This window comes from Pantoea sp. Lu_F5_004 (assembly GCF_051136245.1).
In the GTDB taxonomy this organism is placed as follows: domain Bacteria; phylum Pseudomonadota; class Gammaproteobacteria; order Enterobacterales; family Enterobacteriaceae; genus Pantoea; species Pantoea agglomerans.
In genome coordinates this window covers 954,940-979,504 of record NZ_CP194946.1, presented here as the reverse complement: position 1 = coordinate 979,504, position 24,565 = coordinate 954,940, and the positions used below count along the sequence as shown (strand labels likewise).

23 protein-coding genes, 4 tRNA genes and 1 other annotated feature are annotated in these 24,565 nt (G+C 52.7%); of the genes, 7 read left to right on the top strand and 20 right to left on the bottom strand.

Going from position 1 to position 24,565, the window contains the following annotated elements; all coding sequences use genetic code 11:
* Window positions 1–179: 179 nt before the first annotated feature.
* The 3 genes from clpB to rluD all read right to left on the bottom strand — a co-directional run bounded on the left by clpB (window position 180) and on the right by rluD (window position 4,584).
* Complete coding sequence (gene clpB / locus ACR8BN_RS04660) at window positions 180–2,765, bottom strand: ATP-dependent chaperone ClpB (RefSeq protein ID WP_186289770.1); 2,586 nt, start codon at window positions 2,763–2,765, stop codon at window positions 180–182.
* A gap of 113 nt (window positions 2,766–2,878) precedes the next feature.
* Window positions 2,879–3,607 carry a purine nucleoside phosphorylase YfiH gene (yfiH, locus tag ACR8BN_RS04655; protein ID WP_434747368.1) on the bottom strand — a complete coding sequence of 243 codons (729 nt, stop codon included), beginning with the start codon at window positions 3,605–3,607 and terminating at the stop codon, window positions 2,879–2,881.
* A complete protein-coding gene (rluD, locus tag ACR8BN_RS04650; RefSeq protein WP_010248442.1) occupies window positions 3,607–4,584 on the bottom strand; it encodes a 23S rRNA pseudouridine(1911/1915/1917) synthase RluD in 978 nt (325 codons plus the stop codon). The genes yfiH and rluD overlap by 1 nt, the downstream gene beginning before the upstream one ends.
* A 129-nt stretch (window positions 4,585–4,713) precedes the next feature.
* Here rluD and bamD point away from each other — a divergent pair, with 129 nt between their 5' ends.
* The 4 genes from bamD to pheA all read left to right on the top strand — a co-directional run bounded on the left by bamD (window position 4,714) and on the right by pheA (window position 7,473).
* The gene (gene bamD / locus ACR8BN_RS04645; RefSeq protein WP_010248444.1) at window positions 4,714–5,445 is read left to right on the top strand and encodes an outer membrane protein assembly factor BamD; all 732 of its coding nucleotides are present in this window, start codon (window positions 4,714–4,716) and stop codon (window positions 5,443–5,445) included.
* 280 nt (window positions 5,446–5,725) lie between these two features.
* Window positions 5,726–6,061 carry a ribosome-associated translation inhibitor RaiA gene (raiA, locus tag ACR8BN_RS04640; protein WP_003849030.1) on the top strand — a complete coding sequence of 112 codons (336 nt, stop codon included), beginning with the start codon at window positions 5,726–5,728 and terminating at the stop codon, window positions 6,059–6,061.
* Between the two features lie 101 nt (window positions 6,062–6,162).
* Window positions 6,163–6,287 (top strand) — a sequence feature (Phe leader region).
* Window positions 6,164–6,211 (top strand): pheA operon leader peptide PheL, encoded by a 48-nt coding sequence (pheL, locus tag ACR8BN_RS04635; RefSeq protein WP_193555295.1) that lies wholly within the window; start codon window positions 6,164–6,166, stop codon window positions 6,209–6,211. It overlaps the preceding feature by 48 nt.
* 22 nt (window positions 6,288–6,309) lie before the next feature.
* Window positions 6,310–7,473: a bifunctional chorismate mutase/prephenate dehydratase gene (pheA, locus tag ACR8BN_RS04630; protein ID WP_434747367.1), complete on the top strand. Its 1,164-nt coding sequence runs from the start codon at window positions 6,310–6,312 to the stop codon at window positions 7,471–7,473.
* A gap of 55 nt (window positions 7,474–7,528) precedes the next feature.
* Here pheA and tyrA read toward each other — a convergent pair whose 3' ends face one another.
* Window positions 7,529–8,650: a bifunctional chorismate mutase/prephenate dehydrogenase gene (gene tyrA, locus ACR8BN_RS04625; protein ID WP_010248465.1), complete on the bottom strand. Its 1,122-nt coding sequence runs from the start codon at window positions 8,648–8,650 to the stop codon at window positions 7,529–7,531.
* Between the two features lie 5 nt (window positions 8,651–8,655).
* A complete protein-coding gene (locus ACR8BN_RS04620; RefSeq protein WP_010672116.1) occupies window positions 8,656–9,735 on the bottom strand; it encodes a 3-deoxy-7-phosphoheptulonate synthase in 1,080 nt (359 codons plus the stop codon).
* A 289-nt stretch (window positions 9,736–10,024) separates the two neighbouring features.
* On the opposite strand from ACR8BN_RS04620, the gene ACR8BN_RS04615 reads away from it, so the two are divergent.
* Window positions 10,025–10,561, top strand: coding sequence for a GNAT family N-acetyltransferase (locus tag ACR8BN_RS04615; RefSeq protein ID WP_207092110.1), 537 nt, complete (start codon window positions 10,025–10,027; stop codon window positions 10,559–10,561).
* Window positions 10,562–10,658: 97 nt separating this feature from the next.
* Here ACR8BN_RS04615 and rplS read toward each other — a convergent pair whose 3' ends face one another.
* The 5 genes from rplS to ffh form a co-directional block, all read right to left on the bottom strand.
* Window positions 10,659–11,006, bottom strand: coding sequence for a 50S ribosomal protein L19 (rplS, locus tag ACR8BN_RS04610; protein ID WP_003849035.1), 348 nt, complete (start codon window positions 11,004–11,006; stop codon window positions 10,659–10,661).
* 44 nt (window positions 11,007–11,050) lie between these two features.
* Window positions 11,051–11,815, bottom strand: a complete 765-nt coding sequence (trmD, locus tag ACR8BN_RS04605) for a tRNA (guanosine(37)-N1)-methyltransferase TrmD (protein ID WP_109652270.1) — start codon at window positions 11,813–11,815, stop codon at window positions 11,051–11,053.
* 35 nt (window positions 11,816–11,850) lie between these two features.
* Window positions 11,851–12,399, bottom strand: a complete 549-nt coding sequence (rimM, locus tag ACR8BN_RS04600; protein WP_010248480.1) for a ribosome maturation factor RimM — start codon at window positions 12,397–12,399, stop codon at window positions 11,851–11,853.
* Window positions 12,400–12,417: 18 nt separating this feature from the next.
* Window positions 12,418–12,666: a 30S ribosomal protein S16 gene (rpsP, locus tag ACR8BN_RS04595; protein WP_003849041.1), complete on the bottom strand. Its 249-nt coding sequence runs from the start codon at window positions 12,664–12,666 to the stop codon at window positions 12,418–12,420.
* A gap of 142 nt (window positions 12,667–12,808) precedes the next feature.
* Complete coding sequence (ffh, locus tag ACR8BN_RS04590) at window positions 12,809–14,170, bottom strand: signal recognition particle protein (RefSeq protein ID WP_010248486.1); 1,362 nt, start codon at window positions 14,168–14,170, stop codon at window positions 12,809–12,811.
* 165 nt (window positions 14,171–14,335) lie between these two features.
* Between ffh and ACR8BN_RS04585 the strand changes: the two genes are divergently transcribed.
* Window positions 14,336–15,136 (top strand): cytochrome C assembly family protein, encoded by an 801-nt coding sequence (locus ACR8BN_RS04585; protein WP_031594172.1) that lies wholly within the window; start codon window positions 14,336–14,338, stop codon window positions 15,134–15,136.
* 15 nt (window positions 15,137–15,151) lie between these two features.
* On the top strand, window positions 15,152–16,438 hold the full coding sequence (locus ACR8BN_RS04580; RefSeq protein ID WP_031594173.1) for an HlyC/CorC family transporter: 1,287 nt from the start codon (window positions 15,152–15,154) through the stop codon (window positions 16,436–16,438).
* 61 nt (window positions 16,439–16,499) lie between these two features.
* On the opposite strand, the gene luxS is transcribed toward ACR8BN_RS04580, so the two are convergent.
* From luxS to alaS, 10 genes are all read right to left on the bottom strand, one after another.
* Entirely contained in the window at window positions 16,500–17,015 is a 516-nt protein-coding gene (luxS, locus tag ACR8BN_RS04575) for an S-ribosylhomocysteine lyase (protein WP_434747366.1), read from the bottom strand.
* A 150-nt stretch (window positions 17,016–17,165) separates the two neighbouring features.
* Complete coding sequence (gene gshA / locus ACR8BN_RS04570; RefSeq protein ID WP_031594175.1) at window positions 17,166–18,773, bottom strand: glutamate--cysteine ligase; 1,608 nt, start codon at window positions 18,771–18,773, stop codon at window positions 17,166–17,168.
* Window positions 18,774–18,804: 31 nt separating this feature from the next.
* Complete coding sequence (locus ACR8BN_RS04565; protein ID WP_010248498.1) at window positions 18,805–19,233, bottom strand: YqaA family protein; 429 nt, start codon at window positions 19,231–19,233, stop codon at window positions 18,805–18,807.
* Window positions 19,230–19,796, bottom strand: a complete 567-nt coding sequence (gene yqaB / locus ACR8BN_RS04560) for a fructose-1-phosphate/6-phosphogluconate phosphatase (RefSeq protein ID WP_031594176.1) — start codon at window positions 19,794–19,796, stop codon at window positions 19,230–19,232. Before yqaB ends, ACR8BN_RS04565 begins: the two co-directional genes overlap by 4 nt.
* A gap of 597 nt (window positions 19,797–20,393) precedes the next feature.
* Window positions 20,394–20,470 (bottom strand) — tRNA-Arg (locus ACR8BN_RS04555).
* 210 nt (window positions 20,471–20,680) lie between these two features.
* Window positions 20,681–20,757 (bottom strand) — tRNA-Arg (locus ACR8BN_RS04550).
* A gap of 217 nt (window positions 20,758–20,974) precedes the next feature.
* Window positions 20,975–21,051: transfer RNA gene (locus ACR8BN_RS04545), tRNA-Arg, on the bottom strand.
* An 8-nt stretch (window positions 21,052–21,059) separates the two neighbouring features.
* A tRNA-Ser gene (locus ACR8BN_RS04540) sits at window positions 21,060–21,152 on the bottom strand.
* Between the two features lie 283 nt (window positions 21,153–21,435).
* The gene (csrA, locus tag ACR8BN_RS04535; RefSeq protein WP_008927091.1) at window positions 21,436–21,621 is read right to left on the bottom strand and encodes a carbon storage regulator CsrA; all 186 of its coding nucleotides are present in this window, start codon (window positions 21,619–21,621) and stop codon (window positions 21,436–21,438) included.
* A 250-nt stretch (window positions 21,622–21,871) separates the two neighbouring features.
* Window positions 21,872–24,499, bottom strand: a complete 2,628-nt coding sequence (gene alaS, locus ACR8BN_RS04530; RefSeq protein ID WP_115387249.1) for an alanine--tRNA ligase — start codon at window positions 24,497–24,499, stop codon at window positions 21,872–21,874.
* Between the last annotated feature and the right edge of the window lie 66 nt (window positions 24,500–24,565).

The following is a 24,565-nucleotide window of genomic DNA, read 5'->3' as shown; positions in this document are numbered from 1 at the left end:
CGTTTCCGGTTTGCCGTGTCAGTGGAGGCGCATTATAGGGAACGGCTCAGATAGCGCAAGTGCAAATTGAGACTTTTTTACTGACCGTTCATTTCGCACTCAAAAGGAGTATTAAATAAGCAAAAACCCCTCAAAAGGGCAAAAAAAACGGGCCAGAGGCCCGTTTTTCATTCCACACCTTACTGATGTGCAGTAATGATGTTGTTCTCCACATCCATTTCGATGGTTTTGCCTGGCACCAGCGAACCGGCAAGGATCTGCTGAGCCAGCGGGTTCTCGATCTGCTGCTGTATCGCACGTTTCAGCGGACGTGCACCGTAGACCGGATCATACCCGTTCTCCGCCAGCAGTTTGATCGCATCATCAGAGATGTGCAGCTGATAACCCCGTTCATCCAGACGTTTGTACAGCCGCTGCAGCTGAATCTGCGCAATGGACGCAATATGTTTCTCAGCCAGCGGATGGAACACCACCACCTCATCAATACGGTTGACGAACTCAGGACGGAAATGCTGTCCGACCACACCCATCACGATATCTTTCATTTCCGGGTAACTGAGATTGCCGAACCGCTCCTGGATTAAATCTGATCCCAGGTTAGAGGTCATAATCACCACGCTGTTACGGAAATCCACCGTCCGGCCCTGCCCATCCGTCAGACGCCCATCATCCAGCACCTGCAGCAGAATGTTGAAGACATCAGGATGCGCTTTCTCTACTTCATCCAGCAGGATGACCGAATAAGGCCGACGGCGCACAGCTTCGGTCAGATAACCGCCCTCTTCATAGCCGACGTAGCCCGGAGGTGCACCCACCAGCCGTGATACTGAGTGTTTTTCCATAAATTCAGACATGTCGATACGAACCATCGCATCGTCACTGTCGAACAGGAAATTAGCCAGCGCTTTACACAACTCCGTCTTACCGACCCCGGTTGGCCCCAGGAACAGGAAGGAACCGATAGGCCGGTTTGGATCAGAAAGGCCTGCGCGACTACGGCGAATAGCATTTGATACCGCCTCAACCGCTTCATCCTGTCCGATGACCCGGCCATGTAAGTCCTGCTCCATGCGCAGTAACTTATCGCGCTCACCTTCCATCATTCGTGCGACCGGAATACCGGTCCAGCGTGCCAGCACATCGGCAATCTCCACATCGGTTACCCGGTTACGCAGTAACTTCATGGTCTTGCCTTCCGCCTGAGTCGCTGCGGCTAACTGTTTTTCCAGTGCCGGAATTTTACCGTACTGCAGCTCTGACATCTGAGCGAGGTCACCCTGGCGACGTGCCTGCTCTAAATTCAGACGCGCCTGCTCAAGTTCCGCTTTAACGTTCTGCGTGCCGGACAGCGAGGCTTTCTCTGTCTTCCACTCATCTTCCAGCTCGGCATATTCGCGCTCTTTCTGGTTGAGCTCGGTTTCCAGCATCTCAAGACGCTTGATGCTGGCATCGTCCGCCTCTTTCTTCAGCGCCTGCTGCTCCAGCTTCAGCTGAATGATACGGCGCTCCAGGCGATCCAGTGACTCCGGCTTCGAGTCCATCTGCATACGAATGCTGGAGGCTGCCTCATCGATCAGGTCAATCGCTTTATCCGGCAGCTGCCGGTCAGCAATATAACGATGAGACAGGGTCGCCGCCGCGACAATCGCCGGGTCAGTGATCTGCACATGGTGATGCAGTTCATAACGCTCTTTCAGACCACGCAGAATGGCGATGGTATCTTCCACACTTGGCTCAGCCACAAAGACTTTCTGGAAACGACGCTCCAGCGCGGCATCTTTTTCAATGTACTGGCGATACTCATCAAGCGTAGTGGCACCCACACAGTGCAGTTCACCACGCGCCAGCGCAGGTTTAAGCATATTGCCGGCGTCCATCGCACCGTCCGCTTTACCGGCTCCCACCATGGTGTGCAGCTCGTCGATAAACAGAATGACGTTGCCTTCCTGTTTCGACAGGTCACTCAGTACGCCTTTCAGACGCTCTTCGAATTCACCGCGATATTTCGCCCCGGCCACCAGCGCACCCATATCCAGTGCCAGTACCCGACGTCCTTTCAGACCCTCAGGCACTTCACCATTGATGATGCGCTGCGCCAGCCCTTCGACAATCGCGGTTTTACCTACGCCAGGTTCACCAATCAGTACCGGGTTATTTTTGGTACGGCGCTGCAGAACCTGGATGGTGCGGCGAATCTCTTCGTCACGACCGATGACCGGGTCGAGTTTGCCCTTCTCTGCCCGCTCGGTCAGGTCGATAGTGTATTTTTTTAAAGCCTGGCGCTGATCTTCAGCCCCCTGATCGTTCACGTTGTCTCCTCCCCGCATCTGTTCAATCGCACTGGTGATTTTTTCACGCGTTGCGCCCGCTGCTTTAAGCAGATCGGCCAGTGAGCCCCGTGATTCCAGCGCGGCCAGAACAAATAATTCGGATGAAATAAAGTTATCGTTGCGCTTCTGCGCCAGCTTGTCGCACAGGTTTAATACCCGGACGAGGTCAGATGAGGGTTGTACATCGCCTTCGCTGCCCTCAACTTGTGGCAGGCGATCAATAGCCTGCTCAACCTGAGCGCGAAATGGCGTAACGTCGACACCGGCCGAAGTCAGTAAAGGTGAAACCGATCCGCCTTCCTGTTTGAGCAATGCGCTCATCAGATGCAGAGGTTCAATGAATTGATTGTCGTGTCCCAGAGCGAGGGACTGCGCGTCGGCGAGAGCCAGTTGAAATTTGTTAGTAAGACGATCCAGACGCATAATTCCTCCCATTACAGGTCAAAATGCTACTGGAGATTAAATGAGGTCATCCCTCAAAATTTCAAGGTTAATGACCTGAGATTTGAGTAAAAAATACGCTAACTGGACCGTCTTATGGCGTAAGGTTATAACAGCCAGATCAAAGTTGCCATACGCCCGGTGATCCCATCGCGGCGGAAAGAGAAGAAATCGTCGCGCTGCGTAAAGGTACAACGGTTGCTTGCGCTGACTGAATTCACGCCCGCTGCCTGCAGTCGCATCCGCGCCAGCAGGCCGATGTCGGCGTAAAAGCGGTCACCTGATGGACGGAAAGCCTGCACAGCCCGGGGATCCTGAGCCATAAAGGCCTGACGCACTTCGGCACCGACCTCAAACGCATCAGGTCCGATTGCCGGTCCAAGCCAGGCATGAATCTGATCAGGTGGCGAACGAAACTGCGCCAGCGTATTTTCCAGTACACCCGCACAAAGTCCGCGCCAGCCTGCATGTGCCGCCGCCACTTCCGTGCCATCCTGCGAACAGAACAGGACCGGAAGACAGTCAGCGGTCATGATGGCGCAGACGACGCCGGGCTGATCGGTAATACAGGCATCAGCACGTAATGGCGTACTTCCCCCTGCAGCCAGACGCACAACCTCAGTGCCATGAACCTGATCCAGCCACTGCGGCATAGCAGGCAAAGCCGCCTCTTCCATCAGCAACTGCCGGTTACCCGCCACCGCATCCGGATTATCCCCCACATGCCCGCCAAGATTCAGTGCATCCCAGGGCGATGTGCTGATGCCGCCCTGTCGCTGCGTCGAGCAGGCCCGAACGCGTGACGGAGCGGGCCATTGAGGAGTAATCAGATTCATCACCAATTCAACTGGTCTTTAAATTCTTCAGTGTCTGCTTTTAACGCCGCGATTAGATCAACCATGTCCTGCGGAAGCGCAGCATGGAATTCCATTTCAATACCGCTGATAGGGTGATAGAGGCGCAACATCGTGGCGTGCAGTGCCTGACGATCGAAACCGCGCAGCGTAGTAATAAATGCCTCTGACGCGCCTTTTGGCGGACGCGGACGGCCACCGTAAAGCGGATCGCCCACCAGCGGATGGCTGATGTGAGACATATGCACACGGATCTGGTGAGTACGACCGGTTTCCAGACGCAGGCGCAGGCGGGTATGGGCCCGGAAGTGCTCCATGATGCGGTAATGAGTGACCGCCGGTTTACCCATTGGGTGTACCGCCATGTGGGTGCGTTTAGTTGAGTGACGGCTGATAGGCTGCTCAACGGTGCCGCCCGCAGTCATATTGCCAATCGCAACCGCTTCATATTCACGGGTGATTTCGCGACGCTGCAGCGAGTCCACCAGATGCGTCTGAGCCGGAACGGTTTTCGCGACCACCATTAAACCGGTAGTGTCTTTATCCAGGCGGTGTACGATGCCCGCGCGCGGCACATCCATAATCGCCGGATAGTGATGAAGTAAGGCGTTTAATACCGTGCCATCCGGATTACCGGCGCCAGGGTGAACCACGAAGTCGCGTGGTTTGTTGATGACAATAATGTCTTCATCTTCATAAACGATGTCGAGTGGCAGATTCTGCGGTTCCCAGCGCTGCGCCTCCTCGATCTCAGCGTCAATCGCGACCAGCTCGCCGCCCAGCACTTTTTCTTTGGGTGTATCGACCATGACGCCGTTTACAGTAACGCGACGATCGAGGATCCACTCTTTTATGCGAGAACGTGAATAATCAGGGAACAATTCCGCCAAAGTCTGATCTAAGCGTTGTCCGAGTTGTGATTCGGATACCGTTGCGGTGAGTTGAACTTGTTGTGCCATATACAGCTTCTTCGTTAACGTTGGGTTTTCACGGCGATGCCGTTTAATATAATGTGCTATCGTACCTGGTCATTACCGGGAGCTATACGGACAGCTTCCGCCATAACATTTGAGGATAATCACTTCGTCATGACGCGTATGAAACATCTGGTGGCTGCTGCCACACTGAGCCTGGCACTTGTTGGTTGTTCCGGCTCAAATGACGCGGTACCGGACAGCCCGCCTTCTGAAATCTATGCTACAGCGCAGCAAAAGCTGCAGGACGGTAACTTTAAAGCTGCGATTAAGCAACTGGAAGCGCTGGATAATCGTTATCCGTTCGGTCCTTATTCGCAGCAGGTGCAGCTGGATTTAATCTACGCGTACTATAAAAATGCCGATCTGCCCCTGGCGCAGGCTGCCATTGCTCGCTTTATGCGTCTGAACCCCACGCATCCGAACATTGACTATGTCATCTATATGAAAGGTCTGACGGACATGGCACTGGATGACTCCGCGCTGCAGGGCTTCTTTGGTATTGATCGTTCTGACCGCGATCCGACGCACGCTCGTGATGCTTTCCGCGACTTCTCTCAGCTGCTGCGGAGTTACCCGAACAGCCAGTATGCGGCTGATGCTCAGAAACGCCTGGTCTATCTGAAAGACCGTCTGGCTAAATATGAGCTGTCAGTGGCGCAATTCTATACTAAGCGTGAGGCTTATGTCGCGGTTGTTAACCGTGTCGAAGGTATGATGCGCGATTATCCGGATACGCAGGCAACACACGATGCCCTGCCGCTGATGGAGAATGCTTACCGCAATCTGCAGTTGAACGCTGAAGCCGATAAAGTGGCGAAAATCATTGCAGCTAACAAAAGCTGATAGTCAGACAGATTTCCAGCCATAAAAAAAGCAGCCTCCAGGGCTGCTTTTTTTTGCTCACAGAACAGTCAGATTTGGATCTGATCTCAGCGAGCTAACTCATCAAGCATGCCGTGTTAATCGTTTCGCTTCAAGCCATTTCGGCCAGTTTCTCTGCCTTTCTCACAGAATGTTGTGACTGACAAAAAGTGACATTTTTTCGTGATCGAAATCCCACATTGAACGCTTTTTCGCGCTATGCTGAGAAGACCAAGACGGAAATGACAGAGAGGTAAGAACGATGATTCTGAACATTACCAGCAAACAAATGGACATCACTCCGGCAATCCGAAGCCATGTCGAAGACCGTCTCGCCAAGCTCGAAAAATGGCAAACCGACCTGATTAATCCGCATATTGTCCTTTCCAAAGAGCCCAAAGAATTCGTGGCTGACGCCACTATTAACACACCTAACGGGACTCTGGTGGCCAGCGCCAAGCACGATGATATGTATACCGCTATCAACGATTTGATTGCCAAGCTCGAGCGTCAGCTGAATAAAGTTCAGCACAAGTCTGAAGCACGCCGCGCCAGTGCCAGCGTGAAAGACATCATTCCCGCCGACGAAGAGTCCTGATTTTCTTAACGCTGTTTCTTAACGCGCCTGCGGGCGCGTTTTTTATTGACAGCTTTTAAGCAGTACGGTTACTCTCAGGTCACTCTCTTTTCGGACATTACAATGAAACCTGATCTGTTTTTCTTCGCTTTCTTTTTTACCTTCCCCTGAACGGGAGGCCATTCGTCGTGTGAAAATGAAAGCGAAGACGAACACCAAAGCCTCCCAACCGGGAGGCTTTTTTTTTGGATAGCATACAGGTGAGCCCTATGAATCCCGATAATCCATTGCTGGCGCTACGCGATAAAATCAGCGCCGTGGATAAAAAACTTCTGACGCTGCTGGCCGAGCGTCGTTTGCTGGCAGTGGAAGTTGCACAAGCGAAACTGGCGACGCATCGCCCGATTCGGGATGTGGAGCGCGAACGCGCGCTACTGGAAAATCTTATCGTACTGGGTAAGGCACACAACCTGGATGCGCACTACATCACCCGTCTGTTCCAGCTGGTAATTGAAGATTCCGTGCTGACTCAGCAAGCGCTGCTGCAAAAAAACCTCAACCATCCCCATGCGCATGCCGCCCGTATCGCCTTCCTGGGCCCGAAAGGCTCTTATTCGCATCTTGCAGCACGTAACTACGCGTCGCGCCATTTCGATAGGATGGTGGAGTGTGGCTGCCTGAAGTTTCACGACATCATCAAACAGGTCGAAAATGGCGTAGCTGATTACGCCGTGATGCCGATTGAGAATACCAGTTCAGGCTCTATCAACGATGTCTACGATCTGCTGCAACAGACCAGCCTCTCAATCGTGGGCGAGCTGACATTGCCTATCGACCACTGCGTGCTGGTGAATGGCCCCACCGATCTTCAGCAGATTGAGACGGTTTACAGCCATCCTCAACCGTTCCAGCAGTGCAGCCAGTTTATTAATCGTTTCCCGCACTGGAAAATCGAATATACCGAGAGTACCGCGGCAGCGATGGAGAAAGTGGCTGCGCTCAACTCACCTAAGGTGGCGGCGCTGGGCAGTGAAGCCGGTGGCGAACTCTATCAGTTGCAGGTGCTGGAACGTAATCTGGCGAATCAGCAGCAGAACCACACCCGCTTTATCGTGCTGGCCCGCAAAGCAATCGAGGTTTCTGACCAGGTGCCAGCGAAAACCACGCTGATTATGGCAACCGGCCAGCAGGCGGGTGCGCTGGTCGACGCGCTGCTGGTACTGCGTCAGCACAACCTGATTATGAGCAAGCTGGAGTCCCGCCCGATTAATGGCAATCCGTGGGAAGAGATGTTTTACATTGATGTTCAGGGCAACCTGCAATCGGAGCGGATGCAGCAGGCGCTGCAGGAATTACAGACCATGACCCGCTCTCTGAAGGTACTGGGCTGTTACCCCAGCGAAAATGTGGTGCCCGCTGAACCTGGCGAATAAAAGAAGAAAAAAGGCATCCAACTGGATGCCTTTTTCATTGATGGATGGCTGTCATTTATGGGCGGCTGTCATTGGCCGATCGCAGCAGGCTTCGGCTTTCGACCAGGAAACGTTTTGCGTGATCGCCAAACCACTGTTCAACCCGGTTAAAGCTGGCGATAAACGCCTGCTTATCGCCCTGCTCCAGCAGTGCAATCGCTTCACCAAATCGCTGGTAATAGCGTTTTATCAGCGCCAGATTACTCTCTGAAGACATGATGATATCCGCATAGAGCTGCGGATCCTGAGCGAACAACCGCCCCACCATCGCCAGTTCCAGCCGGTAAATTGGCGACGAGAGCGCCAGCAGCTGATCCAGATTGACGTTCTCTTCGGCTAAATGCAGACCATAAGCGAAGGTAGCAAAGTGACGCAGCGCCTGAATGAATGCCATATTCTGGTCATGCTCAACAGCGCTGATACGATGCAGACGCGCACCCCAGACCTGAATCTGCTCCAGGAACCACTGATACGCTTCCGGTTGTCGTCCATCACACCAGACCACCACCTGTTTTGCCAGGCTGCCGCTGTCCGGGCCAAACATCGGATGCAGACCCAGCACAGGCCCGTTATGGGCAGCCAGCATCGCCTGCAGAGGCCGGTTTTTGACCGACGCCAGATCGACCAGAATACAATCTTCCGGCAGTGGTGGCAGTTGGGCAATCACCTGCTCGGTCAGGTGAATCGGCACGCTAATGATCACCATTCCGGCATCGCTGAGCAGAGTCTCAGCCTGAGGCCAGTCCTCTTTATCCAGCGTTTTAACCGTATAGCCTGATAGCCCGAGCATTTTTTCAAACAGCCGGCCCATCTGGCCTTTACCACCGACAATGACCACCGGGCGCAGTTCAGGACAGAGGGTTTTAAAACCTTTGTCATTCTCGCTGGTATAGGATTCCCGCATCACGCGACGCAGCACATCCTCAATCAGATCCGGTGGTACGCCGAGCGCTTCGGCCTCTTTGCGACGCGAAGCCAGCATCGACGCCTCACGCTCAGGCACATAGATAGGCAGGCCGTAACGGCTCTTCACCTCACCTACCTCGGCCACCAGTTCCAGTCGCTTAGCCAGCAGGTCAAGCAGCGCTTTATCTACACTGTCAATTTGATCGCGTAACGCGGTCAGTTCAGCCACCATTGCTCTTACACCTCTTGTGACAGACGCGCCGACAGCACTCCCTGCAGATCCTGATGCATTTCACGCAGCAACGTTTCGGTCACTTCCCAGTTGATGCATGCATCGGTTACGGAAACGCCATACTTCATTTCGCTTCGTGGCTGCTCAGAAGACTGGTTACCTTCATTGATATGGCTTTCCAGCATCAAACCAATGATTGAACGGTTCCCGTCTTTGATCTGCGCAATAGCGGATTCCGCTACGCCAGGCTGACGGCTGTAGTCTTTGTTCGAATTACCATGGCTGCAATCTATCATTAAGGCTGGACGCAGTCCCGCCTTGAGCATCTCTTTTTCACACTGCGCGACATCTTCAGGACCGTAGTTCGGCGCTTTGCCGCCACGCAGGATCACGTGACCATCCGGATTGCCCTGAGTCTGCAGCAGGCAGACCTGACCTGCCTGATTAATCCCGACAAAACGGTGTGGCATTGCGGCTGCACGCATGGCGTTGATTGCCGTTCCCAGACTGCCATCGGTGCCATTTTTAAAGCCTACCGGCATCGACAGGCCCGAGGCCATTTCACGGTGCGTCTGCGATTCAGTGGTACGGGCGCCAATGGCAGACCAGCTGAACAGGTCGCCCAGATATTGCGGGCTATTAGGATCCAGCGCTTCAGTGGCCAGAGGCAAACCCATTTCAACCAGGTTCACCAGCAACTGGCGCGCAATGTGCAGACCCGCTTCCATATCAAACGAGTTATCCATGAAAGGATCGTTGATTAGCCCTTTCCAGCCGACGGTGGTACGAGGTTTTTCAAAATAGACGCGCATCACGATAAACAGCTGATCTTTCAGCTGTTCGGAAAGGGTTTGCAGACGACGAGCATAGTCCAGTGCCACTTCGGTATCGTGAATTGAGCAGGGTCCGCACACTACCAGCAGACGCGGATCGCGGCCGGCAATAATGTCAGAGATGGTCTGGCGCGACGCCGCGACCTGATCCTGCTGTTCAGTGGTCAGTGGAAACTTCGCTTTCAGCTCTTCAGGCGTGATTAATACCTGTTCACCGGCGATATGCACATTGTTCAGCGCGTCTTTTTGCATGATGGCGATCCTTTGGCTCGTATTGGCAGTCATGGACTCCTCACTGAGGAATGCAAATACTGTATCACAGACAATACATAGCGCAATATTATATGTACACCTTTATTACCACGGATCAAGCAAGGCACGAAATACACTTAAAATAACCAATAAAATCATATAAATAATTAAAACCTTGCCCACAAAAAACCAAACCCAACTGTAAAAATAAGCTTACATATAAGGTTATTGCGTTTCTGCTACCCACATGCAGAATAAAAAAAATCATTCTGTTCGCGCTGAGAGAGTTATGCACCCATCACCACAAAATATTTATCTGCGACCTTTTGAGCTCAGCGACGTATCTGCGTTTACCACTGCGGTTAATGCCTCTCTGGACAGCCTTATCCCGTGGATGGTCTGGGCGCATCACGATTATCAGCCGCATGAAGCAGAAAGCTGGATCCGCTTTACCCACTGGCAACGGATGAAGGAGGAAGCGGAAGAGTTTGCCATCGTTGATCAGCATGACCAGCTGCTGGGGGGCGCAGGAATACGCTTTGCCCGTCATCCGGGTGACACCAGCGCAATTGGCTACTGGGTTCGCAGTGATGCCCAGCGTCAGGGGATAGCCAGCCGCGCGGTGGCCGCGTTGCTGCCGCTGGGGTTTTCACGCCCAGAGACCCGGGTGATTGAGATTCTGGCGGCTGAGGATAACCTGGCCAGTCGGGGCGTGGCTGAGAAGTGCGGTGGTCAGTTCATTGGCTGTCGCTATGGTCTGATCGTATTAGAGAAGGGGCCGGTTAATACCGCGATTTATCATTTTCAGCGGCCGGACGACGGTTAACTGTAGGCAGCAAGGCTGGCAGTGACATAAAAAAAGGGGCTGGCAGATGCCAACCCCTTGTTTGCTATTAACTTTTAGATGTCGCGTTAGCGATACCTTAGTTAAGACGCTCTTTAATACGAGCAGACTTACCAGTACGCTCACGCAGGTAGTACAGTTTGGCTTTACGCACAGCGCCACGACGTTTAACAGCGATGCTGTCAATTACAGGTGAATGAGTCTGGAATACACGCTCAACGCCTTCGCCGTTAGAAATTTTGCGAACAGTGAATGCAGAGTGCAGACCGCGGTTACGGATAGCGATAACCACGCCCTCGAATGCCTGCAGACGTTTTTTAGAACCTTCAACGACCCATACTTTCACTTCCACGGAATCACCCGGGCGGAAGGAAGGTACGTCCTGTTTCATCTGCTCTTGTTCAATTTGCTTGATAATGTTGCTCATAATTAAATCTCATATCCTGGGTAAACTGATAGTCGGGGAAGAGCTTACTCTTCCACATCATCGTTTTGTTGCTGCTGAGATTCCTGCTGGAACTCATTCAGCAACCTTGCTTGCTCTTCAGTCAGAGCCAGGTTTTCCAGAAGTTCAGGTCTTCTCAGCCAGGTACGGCCTAGCGACTGCTTCAGACGCCAGCGGCGAATATCAGCATGGTTGCCTGACAGTAATACTGCCGGGACCTCCACGCCGTCTAACACTTCAGGTCGGGTATAGTGCGGACAATCCAGCAAACCTTCCGAGAACGAATCCTCATCGGCTGACGCCTGCTTGCCGAGCACGCCAGGAATAAACCGGGCGACTGCGTCAATCATCGTCATCGCTGGCAGTTCCCCGCCGCTGAGAACGTAATCACCGATTGACCATTCTTCATCAATTTCGGTCTGGATTACGCGCTCATCAATCCCTTCATAACGGCCACAGACCAGAATTAACTTGTCCCGTGCCGCCAGTTCGCAAACGCCCTGTTGGTCCAGTTTGCGACCCTGAGGTGAAAGATATATCACCCTGGCCCCATCACCTGCCGCTGCTTTCGCTGCGGAGATGGCATCCCGTAAGGGTTGTACCATCATCAGCATTCCCGGTCCGCCGCCGTAAGGACGATCATCCACGGTACGGTGCCGGTCGTGCGTGAAGTCACGAGGACTCCAGCTCTGAATGCTGAGCAGACCGTTTTTTACAGCCCGGCCAGTTACCCCGTAATCGGTAATAGCGCGAAACATTTCTGGAAACAGGCTAATAACACCAATCCACATTGTATTCGCCGTTACGTTACCGTTCGATTCGGAGATCAAAAACCAGGATCCCAATCTACCTCAATAATGCCAGTAGAGAGATCGACTTTCCTGATAACCTGTTCATCAAGAAACGGAATTAACCGCTCCTGAGCACCGAATGCATCCTTCAGGTTTGCCTTAACGACGAGAACGTCGTTCGAGCCGGTTTCCATCATATCGATGACTTTACCCATCTCGTAGCCTTCGAGGTTAACCACCTGGCAGCCCATAAGGTCTTTCCAGTAGTAGTCGCCCTCTTCCAGCGATGGCAACTGCGTCGAGTCAACCTGAATTTCGCAATTGGTTAACTGAGCCGCCGCATCCCGATCTTCAATGCCTTTGACTTTGATGATCAGGTCCTGATTGTGGTGCTTCCAACCGTCCAGTTCGACCTGCTGCCATTTACCGGCGCGCTGGATGAACCAGGGTTGGTAGTTGAAGATGCTTTCAGCGTCTTCAGTGGAGGAAAACACTTTGAGCCAGCCGCGAATACCGTAGGCGGCTCCCATCTTACCCAATACAATCGGGTTAACAGGAGGCTGTGCGGCAATTTGTCTGCTCATGCTCACCACCGTGACAGATTAAGCTGCTTTCTTAGCTTCTTTGACCAGCGCGTTAACGCGATCAGAAAGCGTTGCGCCCTGGCCAACCCAGTGCTCGATACGATCCAGATCAAGACGCAGACCTTCAGCCTGACCAGATGCGATCGGGTTGAAGAAACCAACGCGCTCGATAAAACGACCGTTGCGTGCATTGCGGCTGTCAGTGACGACGACCTGATAGAACGGACGCTTTTTAGCGCCGTGACGTGCCAAACGAATTGTTACCATAACATCCTCTTCAGTTAATAAAACACCCGGCCCCCATCGAGGAACGGGGTCCGGGTGCTGTATAAAAAGCCCGAAAATTTTACTCATTTTGGCGAAAAAAGCAACCTAAACCGTGCCATTTCGGGCTTTTTTGTGGAACGCTTTAGCGGCCAGGAAAACCTGGCGGCATCATACCCTTCATGCCGCGCATCATTTTCGCCATACCGCCCTTCTTCATTTTCTTCATCATACGCTGCATGTCGTCAAACTGCTTCAATAAGCGGTTAACGTCCTGCACCTGCATACCGGAGCCGGTCGCAATGCGACGCTTGCGTGAGCCTTTGATGATCTCTGGTTTCTCACGCTCTTTGCGTGTCATCGAGTTGATGATCGCTTCCATGCGCACCAGCACTTTGTCATCCATCTGTGACTTCACATTGTCAGGCAACTGTCCCATACCGGGCAGTTTGCCCATCAGGCTGGCCATGCCGCCCATGTTGCGCATCTGCTTCAGCTGCTCAAGGAAGTCGTTGAGATCAAAACCGTCGCCGGTTTTCAGCTTCTTAGCCAGTTTCTCAGCCTGATCGCGGTCAACCTTGCTTTCGATATCTTCGATCAGTGACAGCACGTCACCCATGCCGAGGATACGCGAAGCAATACGCTCCGGATAGAACGGCTCAAGTGCATCGGTTTTTTCACCGACACCCATAAATTTAATCGGCTTACCGGTGATATGACGAATCGACAGCGCCGCACCGCCTCGTGCATCACCATCGACTTTGGTCAGGATAACACCGGTCAGCGGTAGCGCTTCATTAAAAGCTTTAGCCGTGTTTGCCGCATCCTGACCGGTCATGGCATCGACCACAAACAGCGTTTCTACCGGATTGATCGCGGCATGAACCTGTTTGATTTCGTCCATCATCGCTTCGTCAACGTGCAGACGACCGGCGGTATCCACCAGCAGTACATCGTAAAACTTCAGGCGAGCTTCACGCAGCGCATTGTTAACGATATCAACCGGCTTCTGACTGAGATCGGACGGGCAGAAATCCACACCCACCTGCTGTGCCAGCGTTTCCAGCTGTTTGATTGCCGCTGGACGATAGACGTCGGCAGAAACCACTAACACTTTCTTTTTGTGCTTCTCGCGCAGGAATTTACCCAGCTTAGCGACGCTGGTTGTTTTACCGGCACCCTGCAGACCCGCCATCAGCACCACGGCTGGCGGCTGAGCAGCCAGGTCGAGAGCATTGTTCTCTGCACCCATCGCCGTAACCAGCTCGTTACGAACGATTTTGATAAATTCCTGACCTGGAGTCAGACTTTTATTCACATCATGGCCGACCGCGCTCTCTTTCACACGGTTGATGAAGTCACGCACCACCGGCAGCGCAACGTCAGCCTCAAGCAGTGCCATGCGCACTTCACGCAGGGTCTCTTTGATGTTCTCTTCAGTCAGCCTTCCGCGGCCGCTGATGTTTCGCAGGGTTTGCGACAAACGATCGGTTAAATTATCAAACATGGTCTCTCACTAAAAAAAGATCGCGAGGCGCCTGATCGGCAGAATGCGGCGGATTATAACACGAAGCCTCAGCGATCTCTGCAATTGCCCCTCAGATCGTTTGGAGCCTGCTTCGGCTGGCGCTATACTGCCTTTTTCCTTATCTGACTGAACCTGAAAGGATCTATGTTCGTTTTCGCGATAGTGGCGCTATTCGCCTACTCCTTAAGTCTTGCCCTGATCATTCCCAGCCTGTTGAAACGTAACGGCGGCTGGCGGCGAATGGCGATGCTCTCTGCCTGTGTGGCGCTGGTGACACACGCGGTGGCCTTGCAGCAACGCATATTTGCTGTTGATAGCGGACAGAATTTAAGCCTGCTCAACATAGGCTCGCTGGTCAGCCTGTTGATTTGCGCCATCATGACCATTGTGGCGTCACGCAACCGTGGCTGGCTGCTGCTGCCGATTGTTTACAGCTTCGCGCTGATCAATCTGGCCTTCGCCACTTTTGTGCCCAATGCGTTCATCACCCATCTGGAAACCACGCCAGGCATGATGATCCATATCGGTCTGTCGCTGTTCGCTTATGCGACGCTGATTATTGCCGCACTCTATGCACTGCAGCTGGCGTGGATCGATTATCAGTTAAAAAACAAGCGCCTGGCATTCACACAGGATATGCCGCCGCTGCTGACCATCGAACGTAAGATGTTTCACATCACCCAGGTGGGCGTCGTGCTGTTGACGCTGGTGCTCTGCACCGGGCTGTTTTATATGCAGGATCTCTTCAGCGAAGAAAACGTCGATAAAGCGGTACTCTCTATCATCGCGTGGTTTGTTTATATCGTTTTGCTCTGGGGGCACTATCATGAAGGCTGGCGTGGTCGCCGCGTCGTCTGGTTTAACTGCAGCGGTGCGGTGCTGTTAACCATGGCTTACTTCGGCAGTCGCATCCTGCAGCATCTGCTTGTCCCCACCTCTCGTTAAAAAGGAAGTTCTGCGTTGGAGAATGTTTCAACCACCACGCTGATTATTACGCTGATCATCATGGTGCTGGTTTCGGCTTATTTTTCTGGCTCCGAAACCGGCATGATGACCCTCAATCGCTATAAGTTGCGCCATCAGGCTAAAAATGGTCACCGTGCTGCCCGTCGCGTCGAAAAATTGCTGCGTCGCCCTGACCGGTTGATCAGTCTGGTGCTGATCGGTAATAACCTGGTCAACATTCTTGCCTCTGCCCTCAGCACCATCGTCGGGATGCGCCTCTACGGCGATGCCGGCGTCGCAATAGCCACCGGTGTACTGACCTTCGTGGTGCTGGTGTTTGCCGAAGTATTACCGAAAACCATAGCGGCGCTCTATCCGGAAAAGGTCGCCTATCCCAGTAGTTTTCTGCTGGGTCCGTTGCAGTACGTCATGCTACCCCTGGTCTGGTTACTGAATACCATTACCCGGCTGCTGATGCGGCTGGCAGGCATTCGCACCGATGGCTCGGTTAACTCCGCGCTGAGTAAAGAAGAGCTGCGCACCATCGTTTATGAATCGCGTAATCTGATATCACGTCGTAATCAGGACATGCTTTTATCGGTGCTCGACCTGGAGAAAGTCAGTGTTGACGACATCATGGTTCCGCGTAATGAGATCGTCGGTATTAACATCAACGATGACTGGAAGTCAGTCGTTCGCCAGTTAAGCCACTCGCCACACGGCCGCATTGTGCTGTTCCGGGACTCGCTGGATGACTGCGTCGGCATGCTGCGGGTGCGCGAAGCCTGGCGTATGATGACGGAGAAAAAAGAGTTCACCAAAGAGATGCTGCTGCGCGCCGCCGATGAGATCTACTACATTCCGGAAGGAACGCCGCTGAACACCCAACTGGTAAAGTTTCAGCGCAACAAAGAGAAAGCGGGCGTGGTGGTGGATGAATATGGCGACATCAAAGGGCTGGTAACGATAGAGGACATTCTGGAGGAGATTGTCGGTGACTTCACCACCTCCATGTCACCGTCACTGGCAGAAGAAGTGATGCCGCAGAATGATGGATCCGTACTAATTGAAGGCAGCGCCAGTGTGCGTGAAATTAACAAGGCGTTTAACTGGCAGCTGCCAGAGCAGGAAGCCCGAACCATTAATGGCATGCTGCTGGAAGCGCTGGAAGAGATCCCTGTCATCGCCACACGTGTTCAGATCGGTCACTACAACATCGATATTCTGGATGTGCAGGACAATATGATTAAACAGGTGCGTATCACGCCAAAGACGCCACTGAAAAAATCGGTAGGGTCCTGAAGCGATAAAAAAACGCCGCAATCGACATGATGCGGCGTTTTTTTTAGCAGCAAAGCCCTGACTAGATGTGCATTTCTTTCAGCTTTTCAGCAGGCAGTTTCAGATCTTCGTTGCGGTTAACGCCGATATCATGCGCCAGCACATTGCGGGCGATCTGCTGCGCTTCATCCAGTGAGTGCAGCTTGTAGCTACCACACTGGTATTCATTCAGCTCAGGGATCTGGTTCTGATCTTTCACTTTCAGAACATCTTCCATCGCCCCTTTCCACGCTTTGGCAACGCGCTGCTCGTCTGGTGTACCAATCAGGCTCATGTAGAAGCCGGTGCGGCAACCCATTGGCGAGATATCGACGATTTCCACACCGTCACCATTCAGGTGATCACGCATGAATCCGGCAAAGAGATGCTCCAGCGTATGAATGCCACGCTCAGTGAGAATATCAATGTTCGGGCGGCAAAAACGCAGGTCAAAAACGGTAATCGTATCGCCATGCGGAGTCTTCATGGTTTTCGCCACGCGAACTGCCGGTGCGCCCATGATGGTGTGATCAACGGTAAAACTGTCCAGTAGTGGCATACGTCACCTCCTGTTCTGAGAATTTTTTTTAAAACGATGAAACTTTTCTGTTCGCCCAACGTCTGAATATATGAAAGACGCGCATTTGTTATCATCATCCCTGACAACAGAGATGTTAATTTGGCCACATTGATGTGGCCTTTTTCTTTTCTACCCTTCCCGGCTCGCCAGATACGCTTCAAAATCCAGCTTATCATTCGCTTCCAGCTGCTGCTGTGCAGCAACAGACGCCTGCGCCTGACGCGTGAAATCTTCTTCTGTCAGCACTTCCAGCGGCTCTTCGCAGAGCAGATGGCGATACTGTTCAGCCAGCGCCACGCCGGTTCCGGTTACACCATTGTCCTTCATTGCCTGAAGGATGCGCGCCGAGTAGGTTAGCTCAGGATCGTCGAACGATGCTACCAGTTGATCGCAAACCTGCTGATATTCCGTGCTGTCCTGATTATGACTGTCTAACACTTCAGCAACCCGACGCAGATCGGCAAACAGGGTTTTGCCCACTTCAACCAGCGAATGTTCCGCTTCTCCGCAGCCTACGGCAATTTTCTGGTCCGGTTTACGCCCTTCCAGCACAACCCGATTCCAGTTTATACGGGTGCATTGCAACTCATCTGCACTCATTTCCGGCGCATCGGCCAGGGTACACCAGATCAGGAACAGGTCGAGGAAGCGAACCTGATTCTCATCTACGCCGATCGCAGAGAACGGATTGATATCCAGCGAGCGCACTTCAATGTACTCAATACCACCACGCAGCAGCGCATCAGAAGGCGCTTCACCCGAGCGTGTCACACGCTTAGGCCGGATTGGCGCATAGAGCTCGTTTTCAATCTGCAGCACGTTGGTGTTGAGCTGCAGCCAGTTACCGTCGGCATCTTTAGTGCCCATCGCTGCATACTCTTCTGACGGCGTCTTGATCGCTTTCTTCAGCGCAGTGACATAGCCTTCCAGCGAGTTAAACGTGATGCCCAGAGAGCTCTGCGATTTATTGGTGTAGCCTAAATCGCTCAGACGCAGCGAGGTAGCGTACGGCAGCCACATCGTGTCTTTGTCGTTGGTTTCGAACGGCAGCGCGCTCTCACGGCCCTGCAGGAAGCTGGAGCTGATAGCAGGCGATGCGCCAAACAGATAGGGGATCACCCAGCCGAAGCGATAATAGTTGCGGATCAGCCGCAGATAGCCCGCCGAGATCGTCTCTTTTCCGCTTTCCTTATCTTTCACGTCAGCCCACTCCTGCCAGAATGAGAGTGGCAGTGAGAAGTTATAGTGAATGCCGGAGATGGTCTGCATCAACGCGCCGTAGCGGTTTTTCAGCCCTTCGCGGTAGAGCGTCTTCATCCGACCGATATTGGACGTGCCATATTGCGCCAGCTCAATATTGTCCGCATCGTCAATCACGCACGGCATACTAAATGGCCACATGCGTTCATCACCCAGTTCACGGGCAACGTGACGATGAATATCGCGCAGGAATGCCAGCATATGATCAATGCTGTGATCCACTGGCGTAATAAATTCCAGCAACGTTTCGGCAAAGTCAGTGGTGATCCAGTCATGTTTCAGCGCCGACCCCAGAGATTCCGGGTGGCCGCTTTTTGCCAGCTCGCCATTTGCCTGTACACGCAGCGTTTCACGCTCGATGCCACGGCCAATACCTTTAAGGGCATTGGGATGCGCTTCCAGCCAGGAGAGCGCTTTAGATACGTCCGGGATCACATTACCCCCCCGCTGTGATAATAATTTATTTTTGTTCAGCATAATGTTAACCGTAGCCTCGAATCTGTGCGAATCAATGCCACCATTGCATACCCTGTAATGTGGCAGTCGCGATAACGATATAACGCAGTGTTTTGCCGACAGCGAGAAACAGCATCGCAGGTAGCCAGGCGAAACGTAACCAGCCTGCCAGAACGCAGAGCAGATCACCTATCACTGGCAGCCAGCTGAATAACAGTGCTGCAGGTCCCAGTCGGTGCAACCACGTCATTGCTGTGTCATGCCATCGCCCCTGACGCTTTAACGGCAGCAAGCGACCAATAAGAATGTTGGTTAAGCCGCCCAAGGTGTTTCCCAGTGATGCGGCCAAAAGCAACCCGTAAACTGATGTCTTTTTTGCTATCAATAGTGCTATCAGCAGTGCTTCAGAACTTCCCGGCAGGAGCGTTGCACTTAAAAAGCTGCTGCCGAACATCGAGGCATAGGTAAGAACGTCACTCACAGTAAGCGGACATCCACCACAGCCATACCTGCTGCCTTCGCTGCCTGAATACCAAAGTCCGCATCCTCAAACACCACACAACGTGCCGGCGTCACACCCATCAGCTCAGCGCAGCGTAAGAAGGTTTCAGGCTCAGGTTTATGACGCTGTACGTCGTCAGCACCGACGACGGCCGAAAAGAGCTCACGTACGCCCAGCTGCGTCAGTAACGCCTCTGCCATGCTGTGTTCGCTTCCGGTACCGACTGCCATCGGACGCCGCCCGTGATACGCTTTCACCACCTCCATTAAAGGCAGTGGCTTCACGTTTTCCAGCAGCATCGCTTTCACGGCAGCGGTTTTTTCTGCGGCAAGAAGATGAGGGTCGAGTGACGACTGATTGGATTCAATGATGAACTGCGACAGCCGCCAGGTTGGTGCGCCATTGAAGTCGATAATACGTGCTTCATCCAGCGTTAATCCATAACGCGTCAGTACCTGGCGCCACGCTTTTCGATGTGTCGGCTCAGTATCAAGAATCGTGCCGTCCATATCGAAAATCAGGGCGTCATATTGATCGTACATTGTCACTCCGGACATTCATCAAATGAGACATTACTTTAGCCTAATGTGGACAGGTTGTCGCCAGGGGGGATGAACAGCAAATGCTTTGAAAGCATTAACAATTTTTGTTTTCAGATAAAGGTGATCGTGCACGACCAGCGATAAACGTACGAAATTCCAGCGTTTTTTTAACATTCTTCTGGCAGACAAGCGGCAGCGGACGGGCATGGGGAGCAAAACAGAAGACGTTGATGCGGGAAACAGGCGTTTCGGATCGCTTAAGTCAGGATGATGAATCAATGGGGCAGATTAAACAGGAAAAGCGTGCGTGTGAAGCCAGAGAGAAACTGCAGAGGTTTTTTCAGGATACTCACTCAGCGTTTGCTGTACGGGCGGTTACGGAAGTAACGCTATGGTGTTTATTGAGGTCTTAGCGATCATCGCGCCATGATACTTTGAGGGATTTTGAAACTAAAAAAGAAGATGGTGCATCCAGGAGGATGACTCAGCTTGCGCTTCGCCCTGCGGGCCGTTGCAGATGCAACGTTATCCCTCTTCGTGCGGCCGGAACGCTTATTGCGTCATGTCACACTGAGGAACTGCCAGCATTCGAGAAGATGGTGCATCCAGGAGGATTCGAACCTCCGACCGCTCGGTTCGTAGCCGAGTACTCTATCCAGCTGAGCTATGGATGCATTGGGGTCTATCTTTTGGGGGTCACACTTTTTTATGGACTTTCAGAAACCAACCTGAGGATGTTACGAAGAATGGTGCATCCAGGAGGATTACTCAGCTTGCGCTTCGCCCTGCGGGCCGTTGCTGATGCAACGTTATCCTCCTTAGTGCGGCCTGAACGATAATTACGTCATGACACACTGAGGCACTGTCCATATTCGGGAAGAATATGGTGCATCCAGGAGGATTCGAACCTCCGACCGCTCGGTTCGTAGCCGAGTACTCTATCCAGCTGAGCTATGGATGCATAAATCAAATTCTTGTACAACGCAGGGTGCTAACTACTCACCATGAAAGGAATTGCTAATTCGCTTTGTTTCTTTTTTTCGATGGTGCATCCAGGAGGATTACTCAGCTTGCGCTTCGCCCTGCGGGCCGTTGCTGATGCAACGTTATCCTCCTTAGTGCGGCCTGTACGCTAATGCGTCATGTCACACCGAGGCACTTCTCCATATTCGAAAATATGGTGCATCCAGGAGGATTCGAACCTCCGACCGCTCGGTTCGTAGCCGAGTACTCTATCCAGCTGAGCTATGGATGCATCGAAAATGGCGGTGAGGGAGGGATTCGAACCCTCGATACAGCTTTTGACCGTATACTCCCTTAGCAGGGGAGCGCCTTCAGCCTCTCGGCCACCTCACCTTACGCTTTCTTTCGAACTGTGCGTCTGAACGTTGTTTCTGCTCATCGGCACTGCGTGGCGCACATATTACTTTCCCGGACTTTTAAGTCAAACAATTTTTCCGAAACTTTGTTTGATTGAGCAAATCACACACAATTGGGACAAAATGGCGACAAAAAGAGTGAATTATCAACAATGAAAGCTGATGACGTTAACAAAACAGTGGAGGAACAGGTAGAAAGAAAAGGCAGGATTTTTACAGAAAGCGGTAGCGCCTCGCACGAGTGCGAGACGCTGAATCCGTTAAACGCTGGTTTGTTGCGTTTTTTCAGCCTGGATGCGTTGATAGATCTCTTCGCGATGCACAGACACTTCTTTCGGCGCGTTAACACCGATACGAACCTGGTTACCCTTAACACCCAGCACCGTTACAGTTACCTCATCACCGATCATGAGGGTTTCACCAACTCGACGAGTTAGAATAAGCATTCTTTGCTCCTTGAAAGATTAAAAGAGTCGGGCTTGTACAGGCTCCCGGCATTATCCATCATTTAACGCTGCACAATGTGTATGAGAAATACACCAATGCACATCGATGCGCCAATACATTCTGCTGATAGTTAGTTTAGCCGAAATACACTACATCAACCTGACTTTGTCATTTGCTGCTTTAGCATCGTATTAAAAAGCGCCGGAACAACCGTTCTGACGCTTTTTACGATGCCTTGTTTTAATTCACTTACAGACGGCTGCTGACCCAGTCCTCAACCCCTGCTAATGCGCCTTTCAGAGCACCCGCATCGTTACCACCAGCTTGTGCCATATCAGGACGGCCACCGCCCTTCCCGCCAACCTGCTGAGCCAGACCGGCAATCAACTCACCCGCTTTAACACGGTCAGTCAGATCTTTGGTCACACCCGCAATCAGCGACACCTTACCTTCAGTAACCGTTGCCAGCACAATAATTGCCGACCCCAGCTGATTCTTAAGATCATCAACCATGGTACGCAACATTTTAGGTTCAACATTGTTGAGCTCACTGACCAGCAGTTTCACTCCCTTAATGTCGATAGCATTGCTGCTCAGTGAAGCGCTCTCCTGCGCGGCTTGCTGATCGCGCAGTTGCTGTAACTCTTTCTCCAGAGCCCGTACATGATCGACCAGACCACGCACTTTCTCATTCAGGTTGCTGCTGTTCGCTTTGACCAGCTGCGCAAGATCCTGCAGCTGGCTGCTCTGCGCATTGACCTGCGCCAGCGCGCCTTCACCCGTAATCGCTTCGATACGACGAATACCGGCTGCGGTGCCTGACTCCGCCTGAATACGGAACAGCCCGATGTCACCCGTGCGCGCAGCATGAGTACCGCCACACAGCTCAACAGAGAAATCACCCATGGTCAGAACGCGCACGCGCTGATCGTATTTCTCGCCAAACAGTGCCATTGCCCCTTTAGACTTCGCCGCATCCAGATCCATCACTTCGGTTTCAACCGGCAGGTTGCGACGAATTTGCGCATTGACGATATCTTCGACCTGACGAATCTCCTGAGGTTTCATCGCTTCGAAATGCGAGAAATCGAAACGCAGGTACTTGTCGTTAACCAGCGAGCCTTTCTGCGCCACATGCTCACCTAAAACCTGACGCAAGGCGGCATGCAGTAAGTGGGTAGCAGAGTGGTTAAGACGGATGCGCGCACGGCGTGCTGCATCAACCTGCGCCTCAAGGCGATCACCGATACGCAACTGCCCTGCGGTCAGCTTACCGACATGACCGATTGCCTGACCATATTTTTGTGTATCCTGGACGCTAAATTCAGCATTCTTCCCTTTCAACAGACCGGTATCGCCTACCTGGCCACCCGATTCGCCATAGAATGGCGTTTCATCCAGCACGACCACGGCATCCTGACCCGCGGTCACTTCATCAACCGCCTCGCCTGCAACATAGAGCGCTTTCACCGTGGCAGCTAAATCGAGCTGGTCGTAGCCTTTGAAGGATGAGGCGGCATCAATACGAATAACGTTGCTGTAGTCAGCACCGAAGCCACTCGCTTCACGTGCGCGCTGACGCTGCTGCTCCATCGCCCGCTCAAAGCCGGCTTCGTCGATCTTCAGATTGCGTTCGCGACAGACGTCAGCCGTTAAATCAGCCGGGAAACCAAAGGTATCGTAGAGACGGAAGACGATTTCGCCATCCAGCGTGTCGCCCTGCAGTTTTTCCAGTTCTTCGTCCAGCAGCGCCAGTCCGCGCTCCAGGGTTCTGGCAAACTGATCTTCTTCGCTTTTCAGCACCTGCTCAACCTGAGCCTGCTGGCGCTGTAACTCTTCGCCTGCGGCACCCATGACCTCAACCAGTGGCGCAACCAGCTTATAGAAGAAGGCCTCTTTGGCGCCCAGCATGTTGCCATGACGTACGGCACGACGAATGATACGACGCAGCACGTAGCCACGGTTCTCATTAGACGGGATGACGCCATCGGCAATCAGGAAAGCACAGGAGCGAATGTGGTCGGCAATGACACGCAGCGATTTGTTACTGAGGTCAGTGGCACCGGTAACCTGTGCCACGGCCTCAATCAGTTTCTGGAACAGGTCGATTTCATAGTTGGAGTTGACGTGTTGCAGAACGGCAGAAATACGCTCAAGGCCCATTCCGGTATCAACCGACGGTTTTGGCAGTGGCAGCATGGTGCCATCAGCCTGACGGTTGAACTGCATAAAGACGATGTTCCAGATCTCAATGTAACGGTCACCATCTTCTTCCGGGCTGCCCGGCGGGCCACCCCAGATGTGATCGCCGTGATCGTAGAAAATCTCGCTGCACGGACCACAAGGACCGGTATCGCCCATCTGCCAGAAGTTATCTGACGCATACGCGCTGCCCTTGTTGTCGCCGATGCGAATAATGCGTTCACGTGGCACACCGATTTCATTCGCCCAGATATCAAAGGCCTCATCGTCGGTTTCATAGATCGTCACCCACAGACGCTCTTTTGGCAGGCTGAACCACTGCTCGCTCGTCAGCAGTTCCCAGGCAAAACCAATCGCCTCTCTCTTGAAATAGTCACCAAAGCTAAAGTTACCCAGCATTTCAAAGAAGGTGTGGTGACGTGCGGTGTAACCGACGTTTTCAAGATCGTTGTGTTTGCCGCCTGCGCGTACGCAGCGCTGTGACGTGGTCGCACGTGTGTAGTCACGTTTGTCCTGACCGAGGAACACATCTTTAAACTGGTTCATCCCGGCGTTAGTAAACAACAACGTTGGATCGTTATTCGGTACGAGGGAGCTGCTGGTTACAACCTCATGTCCCTTGCTATGAAAAAAGTCGAGAAACGCTTGACGGATCTCAGCAGTGCTCTTGCTCATATATATCCTGGAATCACGCTAACGAACGTTCCCTCTGATCGGCGCGACCACATTCTGGTGGTGCCT